Annotated in this window: 18 protein-coding genes; 13 read left to right on the plus strand and 5 right to left on the minus strand. The window is 69.3% G+C overall.

Annotated elements, in window-relative coordinates; genetic code table 11:
• Both LDL49_RS37145 and LDL49_RS37150 read left to right on the plus strand, forming a co-directional pair.
• The gene (locus LDL49_RS37145; RefSeq protein WP_225298476.1) at positions 1 to 1,428 is read left to right on the plus strand and encodes a M48 family metallopeptidase; all 1,428 of its coding nucleotides are present in this window, start codon (positions 1 to 3) and stop codon (positions 1,426 to 1,428) included.
• Complete coding sequence (locus tag LDL49_RS37150) at positions 1,425 to 2,510, plus strand: glycosyltransferase family 4 protein (RefSeq protein ID WP_225298478.1); 1,086 nt, start codon at positions 1,425 to 1,427, stop codon at positions 2,508 to 2,510. Before LDL49_RS37145 ends, LDL49_RS37150 begins: the two co-directional genes overlap by 4 nt.
• Here LDL49_RS37150 and LDL49_RS37155 read toward each other — a convergent pair.
• The 3 genes from LDL49_RS37155 to LDL49_RS37165 are packed head-to-tail and all read right to left on the minus strand — an operon-like array spanning position 2,507 to position 5,579.
• On the minus strand, positions 2,507 to 3,424 hold the full coding sequence (locus LDL49_RS37155) for a carbohydrate ABC transporter permease (RefSeq protein ID WP_225298481.1): 918 nt from the start codon (positions 3,422 to 3,424) through the stop codon (positions 2,507 to 2,509). The genes LDL49_RS37150 and LDL49_RS37155 overlap by 4 nt on opposite strands.
• Positions 3,421 to 4,293 carry a carbohydrate ABC transporter permease gene (locus tag LDL49_RS37160; protein ID WP_225298483.1) on the minus strand — a complete coding sequence of 291 codons (873 nt, stop codon included), beginning with the start codon at positions 4,291 to 4,293 and terminating at the stop codon, positions 3,421 to 3,423. Before LDL49_RS37160 ends, LDL49_RS37155 begins: the two co-directional genes overlap by 4 nt.
• Positions 4,293 to 5,579: an ABC transporter substrate-binding protein gene (locus LDL49_RS37165; RefSeq protein ID WP_225298484.1), complete on the minus strand. Its 1,287-nt coding sequence runs from the start codon at positions 5,577 to 5,579 to the stop codon at positions 4,293 to 4,295. Before LDL49_RS37165 ends, LDL49_RS37160 begins: the two co-directional genes overlap by 1 nt.
• 236 nt (positions 5,580 to 5,815) lie before the next feature.
• On the opposite strand from LDL49_RS37165, the gene LDL49_RS37170 reads away from it, so the two are divergent.
• The 4 genes from LDL49_RS37170 to LDL49_RS37185 all read left to right on the plus strand — a co-directional run bounded on the left by LDL49_RS37170 (position 5,816) and on the right by LDL49_RS37185 (position 10,050).
• On the plus strand, positions 5,816 to 6,583 hold the full coding sequence (locus tag LDL49_RS37170) for a DeoR/GlpR family DNA-binding transcription regulator (RefSeq protein ID WP_225298486.1): 768 nt from the start codon (positions 5,816 to 5,818) through the stop codon (positions 6,581 to 6,583).
• Between the two features lie 319 nt (positions 6,584 to 6,902).
• Positions 6,903 to 8,195: an ABC transporter substrate-binding protein gene (locus tag LDL49_RS37175; RefSeq protein ID WP_225298488.1), complete on the plus strand. Its 1,293-nt coding sequence runs from the start codon at positions 6,903 to 6,905 to the stop codon at positions 8,193 to 8,195.
• 77 nt (positions 8,196 to 8,272) lie between these two features.
• Positions 8,273 to 9,223, plus strand: coding sequence for a carbohydrate ABC transporter permease (locus tag LDL49_RS37180; RefSeq protein ID WP_225298490.1), 951 nt, complete (start codon positions 8,273 to 8,275; stop codon positions 9,221 to 9,223).
• Positions 9,223 to 10,050 (plus strand): carbohydrate ABC transporter permease, encoded by an 828-nt coding sequence (locus LDL49_RS37185; protein WP_225298492.1) that lies wholly within the window; start codon positions 9,223 to 9,225, stop codon positions 10,048 to 10,050. The genes LDL49_RS37180 and LDL49_RS37185 overlap by 1 nt, the downstream gene beginning before the upstream one ends.
• Before the next feature lie 48 nt (positions 10,051 to 10,098).
• Here the strand turns inward: LDL49_RS37185 and LDL49_RS37190 are convergent, their stop codons facing one another.
• Positions 10,099 to 10,428, minus strand: coding sequence for a hypothetical protein (locus LDL49_RS37190; RefSeq protein ID WP_225298494.1), 330 nt, complete (start codon positions 10,426 to 10,428; stop codon positions 10,099 to 10,101).
• A 142-nt stretch (positions 10,429 to 10,570) separates the two neighbouring features.
• Positions 10,571 to 12,337, minus strand: a complete 1,767-nt coding sequence (locus LDL49_RS37195) for an AMP-dependent synthetase/ligase (protein WP_225298496.1) — start codon at positions 12,335 to 12,337, stop codon at positions 10,571 to 10,573.
• Between the two features lie 104 nt (positions 12,338 to 12,441).
• Between LDL49_RS37195 and LDL49_RS37200 the strand changes: the two genes are divergently transcribed.
• The 7 genes from LDL49_RS37200 to LDL49_RS37230 all read left to right on the plus strand — a co-directional run bounded on the left by LDL49_RS37200 (position 12,442) and on the right by LDL49_RS37230 (position 18,115).
• Positions 12,442 to 13,209, plus strand: a complete 768-nt coding sequence (locus tag LDL49_RS37200) for a metallophosphoesterase family protein (RefSeq protein ID WP_225298497.1) — start codon at positions 12,442 to 12,444, stop codon at positions 13,207 to 13,209.
• 21 nt (positions 13,210 to 13,230) lie between these two features.
• A complete protein-coding gene (locus LDL49_RS37205; RefSeq protein WP_225298498.1) occupies positions 13,231 to 13,668 on the plus strand; it encodes an SRPBCC family protein in 438 nt (145 codons plus the stop codon).
• Between the two features lies 1 nt (position 13,669).
• Entirely contained in the window at positions 13,670 to 14,827 is a 1,158-nt protein-coding gene (locus LDL49_RS37210; protein ID WP_225298499.1) for an ArsA family ATPase, read from the plus strand.
• On the plus strand, positions 14,820 to 15,221 hold the full coding sequence (locus LDL49_RS37215; RefSeq protein ID WP_225298500.1) for a DUF5304 family protein: 402 nt from the start codon (positions 14,820 to 14,822) through the stop codon (positions 15,219 to 15,221). The genes LDL49_RS37210 and LDL49_RS37215 overlap by 8 nt, the downstream gene beginning before the upstream one ends.
• Before the next feature lie 79 nt (positions 15,222 to 15,300).
• Positions 15,301 to 16,233: an ROK family glucokinase gene (locus LDL49_RS37220; RefSeq protein ID WP_225298501.1), complete on the plus strand. Its 933-nt coding sequence runs from the start codon at positions 15,301 to 15,303 to the stop codon at positions 16,231 to 16,233.
• A 15-nt stretch (positions 16,234 to 16,248) separates the two neighbouring features.
• Positions 16,249 to 16,941, plus strand: coding sequence for an endonuclease/exonuclease/phosphatase family protein (locus LDL49_RS37225; RefSeq protein ID WP_225298502.1), 693 nt, complete (start codon positions 16,249 to 16,251; stop codon positions 16,939 to 16,941).
• 37 nt (positions 16,942 to 16,978) lie between these two features.
• Positions 16,979 to 18,115: a hypothetical protein gene (locus LDL49_RS37230; RefSeq protein ID WP_225298504.1), complete on the plus strand. Its 1,137-nt coding sequence runs from the start codon at positions 16,979 to 16,981 to the stop codon at positions 18,113 to 18,115.
• Positions 18,116 to 18,127 lie beyond the last annotated feature (12 nt).

The raw sequence follows: 18,127 nt of genomic DNA on the forward strand, positions 1-18,127 counted from the left end.
ATGGACGATCTGCAGGGCACCGGCGACATGCCGCCTGACGACGACGCCTCAAGTGGCTCCGCCGCGCCGGACGACCGCGCGGGACCGAGCGACCGCGCCGTGTCCGCCGCGCCGGACGACCGCGTAGGACCGAGCGACCGCGCCGTGTCCGGCGGCGGGGTCACGTCCGGTGGGGACGGCGTGGCCGGCCGGGCCGGTGCCGGTTGGGCGCTGGTCGTTCTCGGCGTGGTGATCCTGGCCGTGGTGGCGTTCACGACGCCCTGGCGGGTGATGCCCTCCGGCATCCCCACGGTGACGCCGGATCCGGCGCGTGACTTCAGTGCCGCCGAGATCGCCAGGGCCGCCGCCTTCGACGCGGCCACGAGCCTTCCCGGCTACCTCTCCCTCGGGCTGACCGTGCTGTTCGCGGGGCTGCTCGTGCTCACGCCGTTCGGCGCCAAGGTGCTGGGTAAGCTGCGGGGGCCGTGGTGGGTGCGGGTCGTGCTCGGGGTGGTGGTGCTGACCGCGATCGTCGAGGCGATCAGGTGGCCCCTGGGCATCTGGTACGAGGTGCGGCTGCGCGACTACGGCCTGTCCACGCAGGACTGGGCCGGCTGGACCGGCGACCGGCTCAAGAGCCTGGCCGTGAACGTGGTGCTGCAGTCCATCATGGTGCTGGTCGTGGTGGCGCTGGCCAGGTGGCTGCGGCGCTGGTGGATCCCGGCCGCCGCGGGCGCGTTCGCGTTCACCCTGGTGGCGTCGTTCGTGTATCCGGTCGTGTTCGAGCCGCTGTTCAACGACTTCCGCCCGATGCCGGGGGGCGCGCTCAGAGCCAACCTGATGATGCTGGCCGAGCGGGCCCATGTCCCGGTCGAGGACGTACTGATCGCCGACGCCTCCCGCCGGACGAACGCGCTCAACGCCTACGTCTCCGGCTTCGGCGCCACGCGCCGGATCGTCGTGTACGACACGCTGCTCAGAGCCCCGCAGTCCGAGGTCGAGCTGGTCGTGGCGCACGAGCTGGGCCACGCCAAATACGGGGACGTGCTCGTCGGTACGCTGGTGGGCGGGCTGGGCGCCGCGTTCGGCACGATCCTGCTGTTCCTGCTCCTGGGCCTGCTACGGCGGCGCACGGGCATCGGCTCGGCGGCCGACCCGCGGGCGGTGGGTGTGATCATGGGCTTGATGAGCCTGGCCACGGTCGTCTCGGGGCCGGCCCAGAACGTGATCAGCCGCCACATCGAGGCCCGCGCCGACCTCCACGCCCTGAACCTCACGAAGGACCCGGCCACCTTTATCTCGATGCAGAAACGCCTGGCAATCACCAATATTTCCGACTTGTCGCCGGATCCGGTGGAATATGCCCTCTATGCGTCGCACCCCTCCGGCCCCGAACGCATCGCCATGGCCCGGGAGTGGGCCGCGCTGAACGGCCGGCAGCAGCCGTGAGCGGTGTGCTCATCGTCACGAACGACTTCCCGCCCCGGCCGGGCGGCATCCAGTCGTTCGTGCACGGGCTGGCCCTGCGCACCCCCGGCGTGGCCGTCTACGCCCCGGCCTGGCAGGGGTGCGCGGAGTTCGACCGCCGCCAGCCGTACCGGATCGTCCGTCACCCCACCTCGCTCATGCTGCCGACCCCGGCGGTCGCCCGCCGGGCCGCCCGCCTGCTGGCCGAGCAGCGGGCGGACACCGTGGTGTTCGGCTCGGCGGCCCCGCTGGGGCTGCTCGCGCCGGGGTTACGGGCGGCCGGCGCGCGGCGCGTGGTGATGCTCACCCACGGCCACGAGGCGTCGTGGGCGAGCGCGCCGCTGTTCCGCGGGGCGCTGCGCAGGATCGGCGAGCACGCCGACGTGGTGACCTACCTCGGCGAGTACACACGCGCCCGGCTGGCCGCCGCGATCTCGCCGGCCAAGCTGGTACGGCTGGCGCCGGGCGTGGACACCGGCCAGTTCCACCCGGACGCGGTCAAGGCCGAGCTCGGGCTGGCCGGGCGGCCCGTGGTGATCTGCGTGTCGAGGCTGGTGCCGCGCAAGGGACAGGACCAGCTCATCAGGGCCTGGCCCCGGGTGCTGCGGTCGGTGCCGGAGTCGGTGCTGCTGCTCGTGGGCGGCGGGCCGTACCGCAAGAGGCTGGAGAAGCTGGCGCGGGGGCACGAGTCCGTCCGCTTCACCGGCACGGTCCCGGCGGGGAGCCTGGCCGGCTACTACGCCGCCGCCGACGTGTTCGCGATGCCGTGCCGTACCCGGCTGGGCGGCGTCGACGTCGAGGGGCTGGGGATCGTGTTCCTGGAGGCGTCGGCGACCGGTCTGCCGGTCGTCGCGGGCGCGTCCGGCGGCGCCCCGGACGCGGTACGGCAGGGCGAGACCGGCCTCGTCGTCGACGGTACCGACGTGGAGGAGGTCGCCGCGGCGTTGATCGAGCTGCTCGGCGACCCCGAACGGGCCCGGAAGATGGGCGCCCGGGGCCGTGACTGGATCACCGGCGAGTGGACCTGGGACCAGGTCGCCGCCCGCTTCCACGCGCTCCTTTAGCCCTTGGTGGCCCCCAGCGTGAGTCCGGCGACGAACTGCTTGTGCAGCATCTGGAAGACGATCAGCGTGGGCAGCGCGACCAGCATCGACCCGGCCGCCAGCAGGTTGTAGTCGGTGAAGAACTGGCCGCGCAGGTTGTTCAGGGCCGAGGTGACGGGCAGCTTGTCGCCCGACGACATCAGCACCAGCGCCCACAGGAAGTCGTTGTACATGAAGGTGAACTCCAGCGTGGCCAGCGCCGCCAGCACCGGGCGGCACAGCGGCAGCGTGAGCTGCCAGTAGCGGCGCCACACGCCGGCCCCGTCGACCAGCGCCGCCTCGGTGATCTCCTCCGGGATCGTGCGCATGAAGTTCGACATGACGAACACGCAGAAGCCGAACTGGAACGCCACGTGCACCAGGATCAGCCCGAGGTAGGAGTCGTACAGCGACTGCGAGTCCGACAGCCACGAGGGCAGCGGCACGAGCGTGTAGAGGGTGTAGAGCGGGGTGATCAGCACCTGCGGCGGCAGCAGGTTGCCCGCCGTGAACGTGATCAGCAGCGCCTTGCGCCCCGGAATGCGCAGCCGCGCGATCGCGAACGCGGTGAACGACGCCATGAACAGCGTGATCAGCACCCCCGGGATCACGATGATCAGCGTGTTGAGGTAGTAGCGGGGCAGGTCGGCCTGGCTCCACGCCTGCCCGTAGTAGTCCAGCGTCAGATGCTCGGGCAGCGAGAAGTAGCCCAGCCGCGAGGTCTCCTCGTACGGGCGCAGCGAGGCGTAGAGCGCCAGCGCGAGCGGCAGGACCCAGCCCAGCGCCACGAGGCCGAGGAAGGCGTGCAGCAGGATCCGCAGCGGACGCGCCCGGCGGCGTACCGGCTCCCGCCGGTCCTGGACCGGCGGCGTGGCGGTGGGCGCGATGAGCGTCATCGTTCCTCCCTGAACAGCTGCGACAGGTAAGTGACGATGAACCCGAGCGTGATCACCAGCAGGATCACCGCGATCGCCGAGCCGAACCCGATGCGGCTCGCCTCACCCACGATGTTCTCGGTGACCAGCACCGACAGCAGTTCCAGCCCGTTCCTGCCCTTGTTGATGGCGTAGACGATGTCGAACGCGCGCAGCGCCTCGATCACCGTGATCACCAGCACGATCACGTTGACCGGCCGCAGCGTCGGGAACACCACCCGGAAGAACGCCTGCGCCTCGTTGGCCCCGTCGATCGCGGCCGCCTCCTTGAGCGCGGGGTCGACCGCCTTCAGCCCGGCCAGATAGATGATCATGACGTACCCGACGTGCCGCCAGGCGGCCGCCACCATGACCACCCAGATGTTGATCGACCGGTCGCCCAGCCAGTCCACGGTCAGGCCGGTCACCGCGTTCAGCACGCCGTAGTCGGAGGAGTAGACGAGCTGCGCGATGAACCCCACAACGGCCAGCGACAGCACGACCGGCGTGTACAGCGCGCTCTGGTACACGCGCGACAGCCGCAGCCGCCGGTCCAGCAGCACCGCGCAGAACAGCCCGAACGGCGTCGCGACCAGGCCGAGGAAGCCGAGCCAGAGCACGTTGTTGCGGATGGCCGACCAGAACGGCGGATAGTCGTTGACCAGGTCGCCGTAGTTCCGGCCGCCCACCCACTCCATCGGCTTGATGCCGTTCCAGTCGGTGCCCGACAGCCCGATGGAGGCCAGCGTGGGCCCCCAGATGAGGCCCACGTTGACGATGATGGCCACCCCCAGCCCGATGACCAGGATGGTCACGTCGCGGGCGGAGTAGCGACGGGTCTTGGCGGCCATCAGCGGAAGATGTTGCTCTTCTGCTTCTCGATGCTCGACAGCAAGGAGTCGATCTCGTTCGGCTTGCCGACGAACGACTGCAGCGAGGGGATCATCACGGTCGAGGCGAAGTCGGGCCGGGTGTCACGGTCGAGGAACTGGGCGAGGTGCGTCGCCTTGGACACCAGCTCGGCGCCGCGCTTCTGCAGCGTGCTGTAACCGCTGGTGTCGGCCTTGGAGCTGGCGGCCAGGGTGCCCGGGTCGAGCTTGGTGGCGATGTTCTGCGAGGCGCCCTGGGCCAGGTGCTTGAGCACGGCCTTGGCCCCGTCGACGTTCTTGGCCTTGCCCGAGATCATGTAGCCGTCGATGGGCGCGTCGATGGAGTCCGTGCCGTAGGTCGGATTGATCTCGGGGAAGGTGAAGAAGTCGATGTCGTCGCGCTCGTTCTCCGGGAACTGCTGGGCGACGAACATGCCGAGCAGGTACATGCCGGTCTTCTTCTGCTGCAGCGCCTGACCGGCCTCCTGCCAGGTACGGCCCAGCGCGGCGGGCTGGTGATACTCCATCAGCCCGCGCCAGGTGTCGAAGACCTGCTTGACCCTGGGATCGGTCCACGACTCCTTGCCGCCCATGAGCGAGATGTGGAAGTCGTAGCCGTTCGTCCGCATGTTGATGATGTCGAACGTGCCCATCGCGGGCCAGCCGTCCTTGTCGGCGAACCCGATCGGGATCAGCCCGTCGGCCTTCATCTTCTTGGCCAGCGCGGTGAACTCGTCCAGCGTCTTGGGCGGCTCGTAGCCCTTCTCCTGCCACACGCTCTTGCGATAGAAGACGGCCCACGGATAGTAGGTGAACGGCACGAAGTACTGCTTGCCGTCGGTGCCGGTCGAGGCGGCCTTGAAGGCGGGCGTGTAGTCGCTCCCGATCTCTCGCCACACGTCCGAGATGTCCGTCGCGAGCCCCTGCTCGGCGAAGAACTGCATGCGATATCCGGCGAACCAGGTGAAGACATCGTCCGGCGTGCCTTTGAGGTAGCGGTTGATGTTCTCCTGGAACGTGTTGTGGTCCACGGTGTTGATCTTCACCTGGGCCTGGGTGAAGCCCTTCAGAACGGTTTCGAGGGACTTCTTGGGGATTTCGTCCGAGGCGTTGGAACCTAACGTGACCGTGCCGAGATTTCCGGACGACTTACCACCCGGCGGCGCGGGCTGGCTGGAGCCGCAGCCGGCCAGGACGGCCGGGACGCCGAAGGTGGCGGCCGCGCCGAGCAGCAGGTTACGACGGGAGATCGGCAGACGTTGGACCATGGTGGTTCCTCCTTGCCAGGACCCTCAAATTCCCCCGAATTCGCTCGATTTCCTTCAGAGAAGAGCACACTCAACCAGCTGTCAACGCACGATTTGATGTCATTTCCTTAACGTCGAACGCCGCCACGAACCATCACAACCGAGCACGGGCCTTGAAATCCGCAGGTGGCGTGTCATGATGCGTCCGAATGGCATGTCGGGAAATGTCGGGAAACTGTTGGGAACTGGGTGATGCGATGCTCGCCGTCCAGCGACAGCAGACGATTCTGGAGCTCGTACGGCTGAACGGCGCCGTCAAGGTGGTCGACCTGGTGCGCGAGTTCGGCGTCTCGGACATCACGATCCGCCGCGACCTCGAGCTGCTGGCCGAGCGGGGACTGCTGGCCAAGGTGCACGGCGGCGCGACCGTCATCGGCGCCGGTTCGACCGACGAGCCCGGCTTCGCCGCCAAGTCGGTCCAGCAGGAGGGCGAGAAGCTGGTCATCGCCCGCCGCGCCGCCGAGATGGTGTTCCCGGGCACCGCCGTGGCGCTCTCGGCCGGGACCACGACCTGGACGCTCGCCCACCAGCTGGTGAACACGCCCGGCCTGACCGTGGTGACCAATTCGGTGCGCATCGCCGACGTCTTCCAGCACGGAGGCCGGCCGGACCAGACGGTGGTGCTGACGGGCGGCGTACGCACTCCCTCGGACGCGCTGGTCGGCCCGGTGGCGGTGGCCGCGATCCGGCTGCTCAACGTGGACGTGCTGTTCCTAGGCGTGCACGGGATGACCACGCGGGCCGGGTTCACCACGCCGAACATGATGGAGGCCGAGACCGACCGCGCCCTGGTCGAGGCCGCGAGCCGCCTGGTCGTGCTGGCCGATCACACCAAGTGGGGGACCGTGGGCATCAGCACGATCGCCCGGCTCGGCGAGGCCGACGTGGTGATCTCCGACGGCGGGCTGCCCGAGCCGGCCAGGACCGCGCTGTCGGAGCAGGCGGGCGAGCTGGTCATCGTTTGATCTTGACGGGGCCGGGCACTGGCGGTATGACATGGTTTCCCGCTCCGCCCTCCTCCGTGAGAGTGCCGCCGGGCGGGTCATGGGCGCCCTGCCGCTGCTCCGGGGCCTCGGAGTGGCGGCCGGGACGCGTCTCACACCCTTTCCCCGCATACCAATCCGATCACATGGCATGTGCTGAGCCGGAGTGGTCCTACCTTTCTGCGGGATCAAGCCTTATGTTGACACTGCTCAGCTGTTACCCCTAGTAGTGGTCCTACCTATTCACACGCATCATTTCGCGCCCCCACCGAATGATCGGATGAGTGAGAAGGGTGGCACAGTGAACAAGCTGTTCGCGGCTGGGGCGATGACACTCGCCGTCGCGCTCGCGCTTAGTGCCTGCTCAAGCAATACGCCCAGTGGAAGCCAGTCCTCGGCGCCGGCCTCCGGGGGCAAACAGAAGGTCTCCTTCCTGGTGTTCCCCTCGCCGAACCTGCCGGAGTCGTACTGGAAGGCCCAGGTCGATCTGGTGACCAAGGCCAACCCCGACCTCGAGGTCGAGCTGGTCGCCGCGCCTTCGGAGTCCGAGCGCAACGACTACGCCAAGCAGCTGGCCGCTTCGGGGCAGCTGCCTGACGTACAGATCGGCATGCAGGACCTGATCGCCCTGGAGCCGAGCCTGGCCACATGGACGCCGGAGGAGCTGAAGGACTTCCTCTGCCCGACCTGCGGCGCGGTCAATGGGAAGATCCTCCAGTTGCCGACCAACACGCAGACGATCCCGAACGTCTACTACAGCAAGAAGCTGTTCCAGAAGGCCGGCATCGCCGAGCCGCCGAAGACCTACGCCGACCTGCTGGCCGACGCCGAGAAGCTGAAGGCCAAGGGCATCACCCCGTTCGTGACGGGCGGCGTGTTCGTCACCTCCCAGCCGTGGACCGCCATCCTGGCCACGGACCTGTACGCCAAGACGCCCGACTGGATGACCAAGCGGCGCGGCGGCGAGGTGAAGTTCGCCACCGACCCGGCCATGAAGGCCGCCACGCAGAAGTTCACCGACCTGGCCACCAAGGGCTACCTCGACAAGCGGCAGATCGGGCAGGACTATCCCAAGACGCAGGAGGCCTTCCTCGGCGGCAAGGGCGCGATGTACCCGATGGGCAGCTGGTTCGCCGCCGCGGCCGACGCCTCGTCCATGAAGGACGACATCGGGGTCTTCGCCTGGCCCGGCGACGACGGCGCCCTGCACATGCCGACCTTCACCGGCGGCGGGCTGTCCGTCAGCGCGACGGCCAAGAACATGGCCGCGGCCAAGAAGTTCGCGCTGGCCTTCCAGCTCACCAAGGAGAACCTGGACGCCTCGGTCAAGGCCGACGCGCTCTTCCCGGCGATCAAGGGCTACACGCCTCCGTCGGACACGGGCCCGGTGTTCAAGGCCGTCTACGACCTGTGGCAGAAGGCGCTCAACGAGAAGGCGACCGTCCCCGCGTTCAGCTGGGAGGCCGGAGACACGGCGATGCTGCCGGGCATGCAGGGCAAGTTCTGGTCCACGGCGCAGGACCTGGTCAGCGGCAAGAAGACGGTCGACCAGGCACTGGCCTTCCTCGACACCGAGTGGGAGAAATCCGGCTGATCCGGCGGGGCGGGCCACCGAGCGCCCGCCCCTCGATCTGACCGGGGTCCGATTCCGACCAGGAGGGGTCTGGCCTGATGGCCGCTGGCACCACCATCCACCATCACAAGCCCGGCCACGCGCAGGCCGGAGTACGCTGGCGACGGCCGGGCGGCAAAGGGGCCGGGCTGTGGCATTTCCTGTCCTTCGCCGCGCCCGGCACGCTCATCTACTTCTGCCTCGTCGTGCTGCCGATCACGCTCAGTTTCGGCTACAGCCTGACCGACCAGGCGCTGCTGCGGCCCAAGACGCACTTCGTCGGGCTGCGTAACTACCAGTTGCTCCTGCAGGACGAGACGTTCCTGCAGTCACTGAGAGTGACCACGATCCTCACGCTGATCGTCGTCATCGTGCCGAACGTCCTGGGCGTCGCCATCGCCGTGCTCCTCGATCGCCGCGGCTGGCTGTACAACGCGCTGCGCAGCGTCTTCTTCACCCCGATGGTGATCAGCTCCGTGGTCATCAGCGTCATCTGGACGCGCATCCTCGCCGACGACGGGCCGATCAACCAGGGGCTCAGGGCGCTGGGCGTCAGTGAGCCGCCGGGCTGGCTGTCCGACCCGGACATCGCGCTCTACTCGCTGTCGTCGATCGTCTGCTGGCAGATGCTCGGATTCTGCGTGGTCGTCTATCTCGCCGGGCTCCAGGGCGTACCCCAGGAGCTGGCCGAGGCGGCGGCGATCGACGGCGCGGGTCCGGCGCGCAGGTTCTGGAGCGTCACCTGGCCGCTGCTCGCGCCCGCGCTCACCATCAACACGGTCGTCCTGCTCATCTCCGCGTTCAAGATCTTCGACCACGTGAAGGTGATCACCAACGGCGGGCCCGGGACGGGGACGACCGCGAGCGTGGCGCTCGTCATCCTCCAGGAGGGGTTCGTGGAGAACCGCACCGGCTACGCCTCGGCGGAGGCCGTCGTCATGCTGATCGTCATCGCGCTGCTGTCGGTGATCACGCTGCGCGTGCTGCAGCGCAGGGAGGTGCAGCTCTGATGCGCCCCACCGTGCCGTGGCTGCGCCCGCTGGTCGCGCTGGTCGTCGGCGGAGTGTTCTTCATCCCCCTGTACATCGCGCTGATCAACGTCTTCAAGGAGAGCCGGCAGGTCGCCAGCGGCGCCATGTCGCTGCCGATCCCGCCCACCTTCGACAACCTGATCCGGGTACTGACCAGCCCGGACAGTCTCTTCTGGTCGTCGCTGCGGACCAGCGTCCTGGTCACCTCACTGTCGATCATCATCCTGACGGTCCTGTCGGCCATGCTCGGCCACTACCTGGCCAGGCAGAACACCTGGTGGTCCCGGGTGATCATGGTCCTGCTGCTGTGCGGGCTGATGATCCCGCCGCAGGTGATCCTCATCCCGATCACGCAGGTGCTCAAGGCGCTCGGGCTGATGTCGACGCTGCAGGGCCTCGTGCTCTTCAACGTCGGCTACTACGTGCCGTTCGGGGTCTTCGTCTTCTCCGGCTTCATGAAGGGCGTGCCGCGGGAGCTGGAGGAGGCCGCGGCCATCGACGGGGCCACGCGGTGGCAGACGTTCTGGAAGATCGTCTTTCCGCTGCTGCGCCCGGCGACGGCCAGCGTGCTGATCTTCCTCGGGGTGTGGATCTGGAACGACTTCCTCAACCCGCTGATCATCTATGGGCCGCGCGAGGGTACGACGATCATGACGGGCATCTACAAGTCGCTCGGGCAGTACGCGGCGGACTTCGGCGGGATGTTCGCGCTCATGTTCCTGGCCACGCTGCCGATCCTGGTGTTCTACCTGCTGCTGCAGAAGCAGTTCGTCAAGGGGCTCACGGGCGGCGCGACGAAGGGCTGACACGCGAACGGCCCCCGGCGTGGTGCCGGGGGCCGTTCGCGTGACTGCTTAGTTGAGGTCGAGCTTGCGCTGGATGGCGATGAGGATGTCCATCATCTGCGTCTGGGTCTGCTGCATCGTTGCCTGTCCGGCCTGAAGCCCGTCTATCGACGTCTGCATCCTTGCCTGTCCGGCCTGGAGCTCGTCTATTGACGCCTGCATGGAGGTGACCTTGGCGTCCAGGACGGTGACCTTGCCGTCCAGTGTCTTGACCCGGTCCGCGACGCCGTTGATGCGTTCAGTGAGCTGCTGGCCCATCTCCATCTGGTCGGCCCCTATCCGGACGAATTCGTTCTCGATGCTGCCGATGAAGCGCATACCCGCTTCCTTGATGCTCACAGTTATCTCCCCTACCTTTGAAGGTAGGGACCGGGGATGTAACAGATCTCCGGTCCCGATTGCCTTCTCAGGCTAGCGGGGTGGCGTCAAGAGCGTCCAGAGAATCCGGGACAACGGGTAGTGATTCATATACCCAGCGTAGTCATTTGTACAGCGCGTCCACATCCTTGGCGAAGTCTCGCATCACCACGTTGCGCTTGATCTTCAGGGTCGGCGTCAGGTGCCCGCTGTCCTCGGTGATGTCCGCGTCCAGGACGGCGAACTTCTTGATCTGCTCCGCCTTCGACACCGTCCGATTGGCCGTGTCCACGGCGTTCTGCATCTCCGCCAGCACGCGCGGATCCGTGCACAGCTCACTGAGCGTAGCCGACGGCAGGCCGTTGACCGACTTCCAGTGGTCCAGCGCCTCCGGGTCCAGGGTGATCAGCGTCGCCACGAAGGGCCGCCCGTCGCCGACGACCATGGCCTGGGAGATCAGCGGGTGCGCCCGGAGCGCGTCCTCCAGCGGGCCGGGGGCGACGTTCTTGCCCGCCGCCGTCACCAGGATCTCCTTCTTGCGTCCCGTGATGCGCAGGTAACCGTCGGCGTCGAGCTCGCCCACGTCGCCCGTGTGATACCAGCCGTCGGCGTCGATCGCGTCGGCCGTCGCCTGGTCGTTGTGCCAGTAGCCGTGGAAGACATGGCGGCCCTTGGCCAGGATCTCGCCGTCGTCCGCGATGCGGATCGACACGCCGGGCAGAGGCTTGCCGACCGTGCCGATCTTGTTGGCGCCCGGCATGTTGACCGAGCAGGGCGCCGAGGTCTCGGTCAGGCCGTAGCCCTCGAACACCTCGATGCCGACGCCCCTGAAGAAGTGGCCCAGCCGGTCGCCGAGGGCCGAGCCGCCGCACACCGCCGCCGTCAGCCGGCCGCCCGTGGCCGCGCGGAGCTTGCCGTACACCAGCCGGTCGAACAGGGCGTGCCGCAGCCGCAGGCCCAGGCCCGCGCCGCCGGAGCTCTCGGCTTTGCTCCATGCGACGGCGGTGTCGGCGGCGCGGGCGAAGATCGCGCCCTTGCCGCCGGCGATGGCCCGCTGCTCGGCGCCGTTGTAGACCTTCTCGAACACGCGGGGCACGCCGAGCAGGAACGTCGGCTGGAACTCGGCCAGGTCCGGGGCCACGTTCTTCATGTTCGGGGTGTGGGCCAGGATGGCGCCCGCCTCGATGATGGCGACCTGGATCATGCGGGCGAAGATGTGCGCCAGCGGCAGGAACAGCAGCGCCGCCGGCGCCTTGCCGGCGAAGAGCGCCTCCAGGGGTCCCGCCACCACGTTGCGGGCGGTGAACAGCAGGTTGTCGTGCGTGATCCGGCAGCCCTTGGGCCGGCCGGTGGTGCCGGAGGTGTAGACGACCGTGGCCAGGTCGGCCGAGCCGACCCGGGCGCGCCGCTCTTCGAAGGCGGCGTCGGTCACCTCGGAGCCGTCGAGGGTCTCGTCGACGCGCCAGATCGGCTTCAGGTCGGGCGCGGCCTCGCGTACGGTCTCCTCGTGCGCGTCGAGCTCGACGAACACCGCCTTGACCTCGCTGTCGGACAGGATCCACCTGACCTGCTCGACCGCCGACGTCTCGTAGATCGGCACGGTGACCGCGCCGATCGACCAGATCGCGTAGTCGATCAGCGTCCACTCGTAGCGGGTGCGCGACATCAGCGCGACCCGGTCACCGTGCTCGATGCCCGCCGCGATCAGCGCCTTGGCCAGCTCGACCACCTGGTCGCGGAACTCGGACGCGGTGACGGCGGGCCAGCCGGCGCCTGACTTGCGCCGCATGACGATTGCGCCGGGCTCCTGCTCGGCCCGCCTGAAGACCGTGTCGGGCAGGCTCGCGGAGGCAGGTAGGTCGACCAGCACCGGGACGCTGTACTCGCGCACGAATCAACTCCTGTTCGGGGGGACCGCCTGGACGCTATCGCGTTGAATTACCCACGGGTAGGGGTCATTCTCACGCTAGCAGCCGCTCTCATAGGATTTCCCGCATGAGGGTCCATGTCATCAGCGACGTACACGGCCGGGCGGACGCGCTGGCCGCCGCGGGTGCGGGGGCCGACGCGCTGATCTGCCTGGGCGACCTGATCCTCTTCATCGACTACGACGACCACGCGCAGGGCATCTTCCCCGACCTGTTCGGCGCCGAGCGGGCCGCGGAGTTCATCGCGCTCCGCACGGCCAAGCGCTTCGACGAGGCCAGAGCCCTGTCGGCGCGGCTGTGGTCCACCCTCGACGGCGACCCGCGCGAGCACATCGAGCGCAACGTACGCGCCCAGTACAAAGAGCTTTTCGCGGCCATGCCCGCGCCGGCCTACCTCACCTACGGCAACGTCGACATCCCGCGCCTGTGGTCCGACTACGTCCAGGACGGCCACCAGGTGCTCGACGGCCAGAGCGTGGAGATCGGCGGCTGGCGGTTCGGCTTCGTCGGCGGCGGGCTCAAGACCACCTACCGCACGCCGTACGAGATCAGTGACGAGGAGTTCGCCGCCAAGGTCGAGGCGGTCGGCGAGGTCGACGTGCTGTGCTGTCACATCCCGCCCGCGGTGCCCGAGCTGCTGTACGACGTGGTGGCCAGGCGCTTCGAGCGCGGCAGCGAGGCGACGCTGGAGGCGATCAGGCGGACGCAGCCGCGCTACGCCCTGTTCGGGCATGTGCACCAGCCACTTCACCGGCGCACCCGTATCGGCCGCACCGAGTGCGTGAACGTGGGTCATTTCCGGGGAAAGGGGGTTCCGTTCATCCTCGAATGGTGACCCGACCGGTACGGTGGTCGCATGGCTGATCGCACCACTTCGAGCATCACCGTCGGCGCCGACCGGGCCGCCGTTATGGCCGTCATCGCCGACTTCGCGGCCTACCCCGAATGGGCCGGCCAGGTGAAAGAGGCGGAGATCCTCAGCACCGGTGCCGACGGCAGACCGGAGACGGTGCGCTTCGTCCTGGACGCCGGAGTGATCAGCGACGCCTACACCCTCGGCTACACCTGGCAGGACGACGAGAGCGTCCGCTGGCAGGTGGTCGAGCCGGGCAAGATGCTCGCCGAGCTCGCGGGGAGTTACCAGCTGACCGACACGGGCAGGGGCACCGAGGTGACGTACGAGCTCGCGGCCGACCTCAAGGTGCCCATGATCGGCATGATCAAGCGCAAGGCGGAGAAGGTCATTGTGGACACCGCGCTCAAGGGCCTCAAGAAGCGCGTCGAAGGGCACTGAGGTGAGCCCGCGAGTTCTGCTCTTCACCGGCAAGGGCGGTGTGGGCAAGACCACCGCCGCCGCGGCGACCGCCACGCTCGCCGCCAAGCGCGGCCTCAAGACGCTGATCGTCTCCACCGACACCGCCCACTCGCTGGCCGACGCGCTCGGCGTCGAGCCGGGCGAGGTCGCGCCGGGGCTGCACCTGCACCAGGTCGACACCCAGAAGACGCTGGAGCGCCACTGGGGCGAGCTGCAGGACTACGCCAGAGGGCTGCTCACCGAGCTGGGCCTGGACGAGATCACCTCCGAGGAGATCACCATCCTGCCCGGCGCCGAGGAGATCATCGCGCTCCTGGAGCTGCGCGAGCACGCCCGCGAAGGCCGCTGGGACGTCATCGTCGTCGACTGCGCCCCCACCGCCGAGACCCTGCGCCTGCTGGCCCTGCCCGAGGCGCTCGACTGGCACATGACCAGGCTGATGCCGGTCGGCCGCAAGATCATGAAGATCGTCTCGCCGTTCGTGCGCAGCGTCGCGCACGTCAGCGCGCCCGGCGAGGAGGTCCTGAGCGCGGGCGAGCGCTTCCACCGCGGCCTGCTGGAGGTGCGCGAGCTGCTCACCGGCGACAACGCCTCCGTGCGCCTGGTGTTCACGCCGGAGGCCGTGGTGCTCGCCGAGGCCAGGCGCACCCTCACCTCGCTCAACCTGTACGGCTACCGCGTCGACGCGGTGATCGCCAACCGGGTCTTCCCCGCCGAGGGCGCCGACGAGTGGCGCGCCCAGTGGGTGGCGGCCCAGTCGAGGCTCCTGGCCGAGGCCGAGGAGTCGTTCGCGCCGCTGCCCATCCACGTCGTGCCCTACCTCCCGGCCGAGCCGGTCGGCAAGGACGCGCTGGCCCAGGTGGGCGCGGCGATCTACGGGGAGGTGGACCCGTTCGACGCCCCGGACGTGGAGCCGCCGCTCCGGCTGTCCGCCGACGAGCTGACCCTGGCCCTGCCGGGCGCCGACCGGGCCGACGTGGACCTGGCCCGCAAGGGCGACGAGCTGATCATCACCGCCGGCCCCTACCGGAGGATCCTGGCACTGCCCGCGGCGCTGGCCCGCAGACGGATCAGCGGCGCGGCGCTCCGCGACGGCCTGCTCCGGGTACGGTTCACAGCAGGAGGGCCAGATGACTGAGAGCAACAGAGACCCGATCGGCACCGTCACGGACGAGGCGCGCAAGCTCTTCGACACCATCCAGGGACGGGCCACCCGCCAGGTCGGCAGGACCGTGCTCAACTCGTTCACCGGGGGCGGCGGCGGGCAGAGGGACAGGGATGTGTGGAGCGAGGCGGTGTCCGAGCCCCACGAGGAGTACATCTGCCGTGCCTGCCCGGTCTGCCGGGCCATCGCGGCACAGCGGGAGTCCGGCAACGACGTCGCCGGGCACCTGGTGGCGGCCGGCGGCGAGCTGTTCGCCGCGTTCCGCCAGACGATCGACGCGCTGAGCAGGCCGGCCCCTCGCAGGCCACGCGACGATCAGAGCGGCGAGCGTGGCCGCGACAATGTGGAACATATTGATCTGGGATAGACCAGGTTCGGGATAGACCAGGTTCGGGATAGACCAGGTTTGGGATAGACCAGGTTTGGGATAGAGGAGACACAGGGGCATGCTCACGATCGGTGTGGACATCGGCGGCACCAAGGTCGCCGCGGGCGTGGTCAACGATGACGGCGAGGTCATCGCCCACGCGCTCAAGCCCACCCCGGCCGACCAGCCCGAGCAGGTCGCCGCGACGGTGGCCGAGGTCGTGCGCGAGCTCGCCCAAGGCAGGGAGATCGAGGCCGTCGGCGTCGGCGCGGCCGGGTTCGTCGACGAGACCCGGTCGGTCGTCCGGTTCGCACCCAACCTGGCCTGGCGCGAGGAACCCCTGCAGAAGAAGATCAGCGGGCTGGTCGGGCTGCCGGTCGTCATCGAGAACGACGCCAACGCCATGGCCTGGGGCGAGACCAAGTTCGGCGCGGGGCGCGGCCAGTCGCACGTCGTCTGCATCACGGTCGGCACCGGCATCGGCGGTGGCCTGGTCTTCGACGGCAAGCTGTTCAGGGGCCACTGGGGCATGGGGGCCGAGCTCGGGCACATGCAGGTGGTGCCCGAGGGGCGGCTGTGCGGGTGCGGCCAGCTCGGCTGCTGGGAGCAGTACGCCAGCGGCAACGCCCTGGTCATCGAGGCCAGGCAGATCTCCACCGCCCAGCCGGAGCGGGCCCAGATCCTGCTCGGCCTGGCGGGTGGCAAGATCGAGGGCGAGGAGGTCACCGAGGCGGCCAAGCTGGGCGACGAGGCCTCTCTCGCCGCCTTCGCCAGCCTCGCCGACTGGCTCGGCCAGGGCATGGCCGACCTGGCCGCGATCCTCGACCCGGGCTGCTTCATCGTGGGCGGCGGCGTCTCCCGCGCGGCCGATCTCTTCCTCGACCGGGCCCGCGAGACCTTCGCCCGCCAGCTCACCGGCAGGGGGCACCGGCCGCTCGCCGAGATCCGGCTGGCCGAGCTGGGCGCCGCCGCCGGGGTCGTCGGCGCGGCCGACCTCGCCAGGTCGCGCTGACCGGGTACCCTCGCGATGCCGCGCGTGGCCACCTACAACGTCCGTGGGCTGCGTGACAGCGTGCCCGCGCTGGTCCGGGTGATCGAGTCGATGCGGGCCGACGTCCTGTGCCTCCAGGAGGTCCCGCGCTTCCTCAACTGGCGTGGCCGGCGGCGCGAGCTGGCCGAGGCGTGCGGCCTGCGGGTGGTGGCCGGGGGCCGGCTCGGCGGCGTCGCGGTGTTCGCCCGCCCCGGGATCGAGGTGCTGGCGGCCGAGCACCACCGGCTGAAGGTGTTCGCCGGCCTGGAGGTCCGCGGGCTGGCCGTCGCGGTCCTGCGCGTCGAGGGGGTGCCACTGGCCGTCGGCTCGATCCATCTCGATCTCCACGGGGCGGCCAGGCTGCGGCACGCGTACGAGGCCATGACGCTGATGGAGCGTGCGGCGGCCGCGTACGGCGCCGCCATCGTGATCGGCGGCGACCTCAACGAGCAGGAGAGCGAGCCCACCTGGCGCTATCTGGCCGGGCGGCTCACCGACTGCCGGCCGGCCGCGCCCCGGGGGGAGGGGCTGACCTTCCCCGCCCGGCAGCCGCGCGAGCGCATCGACGCGGTGTTCGCGGCGCGCGAGCTGACGGTCGTCTCCTGCGGTGGCTCGGACGCCCCCGAGGCCGACCTGGCGGCCGCGACCGACCATCTGCCGGTACTCGCCGAGTTGCGAGTCGGGGCCTAACGGGGCGGGGAGGTCCGCGAACCCGTAGCATTTGCTCATGACCCGTCGCTATCAGCGGCGTGCGCTCACCCTGATCTTGGCGACGTCCGTGGCCTTGTCGCAGGTCACGCCCGCCGCGCATGCCGATCCCCGCCCCGCCACCATTGAGGCGTGGCAGCAGTCGACGAGCGTCCGCCTGGACGCCGACGGCTCGCTCTCCGACGTTACCGCGCTCTCGTCAGGCGATGTCTGGGCCGTCGGCCAGCAGGAGATCTGGGACGTCTGGAAGAACCGCGGCACGGTCCGCCACTGGAACGGCTCCACCTGGTCCGAGGTGACCCTGCGCGACGCCACCGGCGCCGGCAACCTGCGCGGGGTGGCCGCGACCTCACCGTCCGACGTGTGGGCCGTGGGCGACGGTCACGACGGCCTGCCCTACCTCGCCCACGGAGACACCGGCGGCTTCGATCGGGTCAGGGCGCAGGGGATGCGCGGGGGCGACTGGCTCGGCGGCATCGACGCCCGGCCGGGGCGCGTCGTGGCCGTCGGCAGCCGCGACGACTCCTGGCTCATCCTCACCGGCCAGGGCGGGGAGTGGACCACCCAGGACTCCCCAAGGGACGACGACGGAAAGGTCCTGGAGCCGGGCGCGCTCTATGGCGTGTCCAACGGGTTCGCCGTCGGCGACACCGGCCGGGCACCGCTGATCATGCACCTGTCGGGCGCCACCTGGAAGCCCATGCGCGTGCCCGACATTTCCGGCGGCTATCTGCGCGACATCCAGGTCGACGGCCCCAAACGGGCGCTGGCCGTGGGCGGGGTCTACCGCAGCGACGGCGAGGTGGATCCGCTCGTCCTGTCGTGGAACGGCAAGCGCTGGAAGCGCGAGCGGCTGCCCGAGACCGAGTCCCGGCTCTACGGGGTCACCGGCGACGGCAAGGGCCGCTTCTGGATCTCCGGCTTCGACCCGTCGCGGGCCGCCGAGCCGTTCATGATGCGCTGCGAGAAGAGCGACTGCGAGATCATCCGGGGCGGCGCCGCGAAGGGCAAGGACAGCGTGCGGTTGCAGGCGGTCACCTACCTCGAGGGCAAGGGCGACGTCTGGGCGGTCGGTCACGCCGTGGACGCCCGCGAGCGCTACACGGACGTGGTGGAGTTGTTCGGGCCCAGGGAGCCTTCGCTGAAGGACTCCTAGCCGGTCTCAGAG

The sequence above is a fragment of the Nonomuraea aurantiaca genome, from assembly GCF_020215705.1.
GTDB classification, from domain to species: domain Bacteria; phylum Actinomycetota; class Actinomycetes; order Streptosporangiales; family Streptosporangiaceae; genus Nonomuraea; species Nonomuraea aurantiaca.

What these genes read in the sequence shown, in the direction of transcription:
- LDL49_RS37145 (WP_225298476.1), top strand. Translation starts at nt 1, where the DNA reads ATGGACGATCTGCAGGGCACCGGCGACATGCCGCCTGACGACGACGCC.
- LDL49_RS37155 (WP_225298481.1), bottom strand. Translation starts at nt 3,424, where the DNA reads ATGACGCTCATCGCGCCCACCGCCACGCCGCCGGTCCAGGACCGGCGG.
- LDL49_RS37160 (WP_225298483.1), bottom strand. Translation starts at nt 4,293, where the DNA reads ATGGCCGCCAAGACCCGTCGCTACTCCGCCCGCGACGTGACCATCCTG.
- LDL49_RS37165 (WP_225298484.1), bottom strand. Translation starts at nt 5,579, where the DNA reads ATGGTCCAACGTCTGCCGATCTCCCGTCGTAACCTGCTGCTCGGCGCG.
- LDL49_RS37170 (WP_225298486.1), top strand. Translation starts at nt 5,816, where the DNA reads ATGCTCGCCGTCCAGCGACAGCAGACGATTCTGGAGCTCGTACGGCTG.
- LDL49_RS37180 (WP_225298490.1), top strand. Translation starts at nt 8,273, where the DNA reads ATGGCCGCTGGCACCACCATCCACCATCACAAGCCCGGCCACGCGCAG.
- LDL49_RS37185 (WP_225298492.1), top strand. Translation starts at nt 9,223, where the DNA reads ATGCGCCCCACCGTGCCGTGGCTGCGCCCGCTGGTCGCGCTGGTCGTC.
- LDL49_RS37200 (WP_225298497.1), top strand. Translation starts at nt 12,442, where the DNA reads ATGAGGGTCCATGTCATCAGCGACGTACACGGCCGGGCGGACGCGCTG.
- LDL49_RS37205 (WP_225298498.1), top strand. Translation starts at nt 13,231, where the DNA reads ATGGCTGATCGCACCACTTCGAGCATCACCGTCGGCGCCGACCGGGCC.
- LDL49_RS37215 (WP_225298500.1), top strand. Translation starts at nt 14,820, where the DNA reads ATGACTGAGAGCAACAGAGACCCGATCGGCACCGTCACGGACGAGGCG.
- LDL49_RS37220 (WP_225298501.1), top strand. Translation starts at nt 15,301, where the DNA reads ATGCTCACGATCGGTGTGGACATCGGCGGCACCAAGGTCGCCGCGGGC.
- LDL49_RS37225 (WP_225298502.1), top strand. Translation starts at nt 16,249, where the DNA reads ATGCCGCGCGTGGCCACCTACAACGTCCGTGGGCTGCGTGACAGCGTG.
- LDL49_RS37230 (WP_225298504.1), top strand. Translation starts at nt 16,979, where the DNA reads ATGACCCGTCGCTATCAGCGGCGTGCGCTCACCCTGATCTTGGCGACG.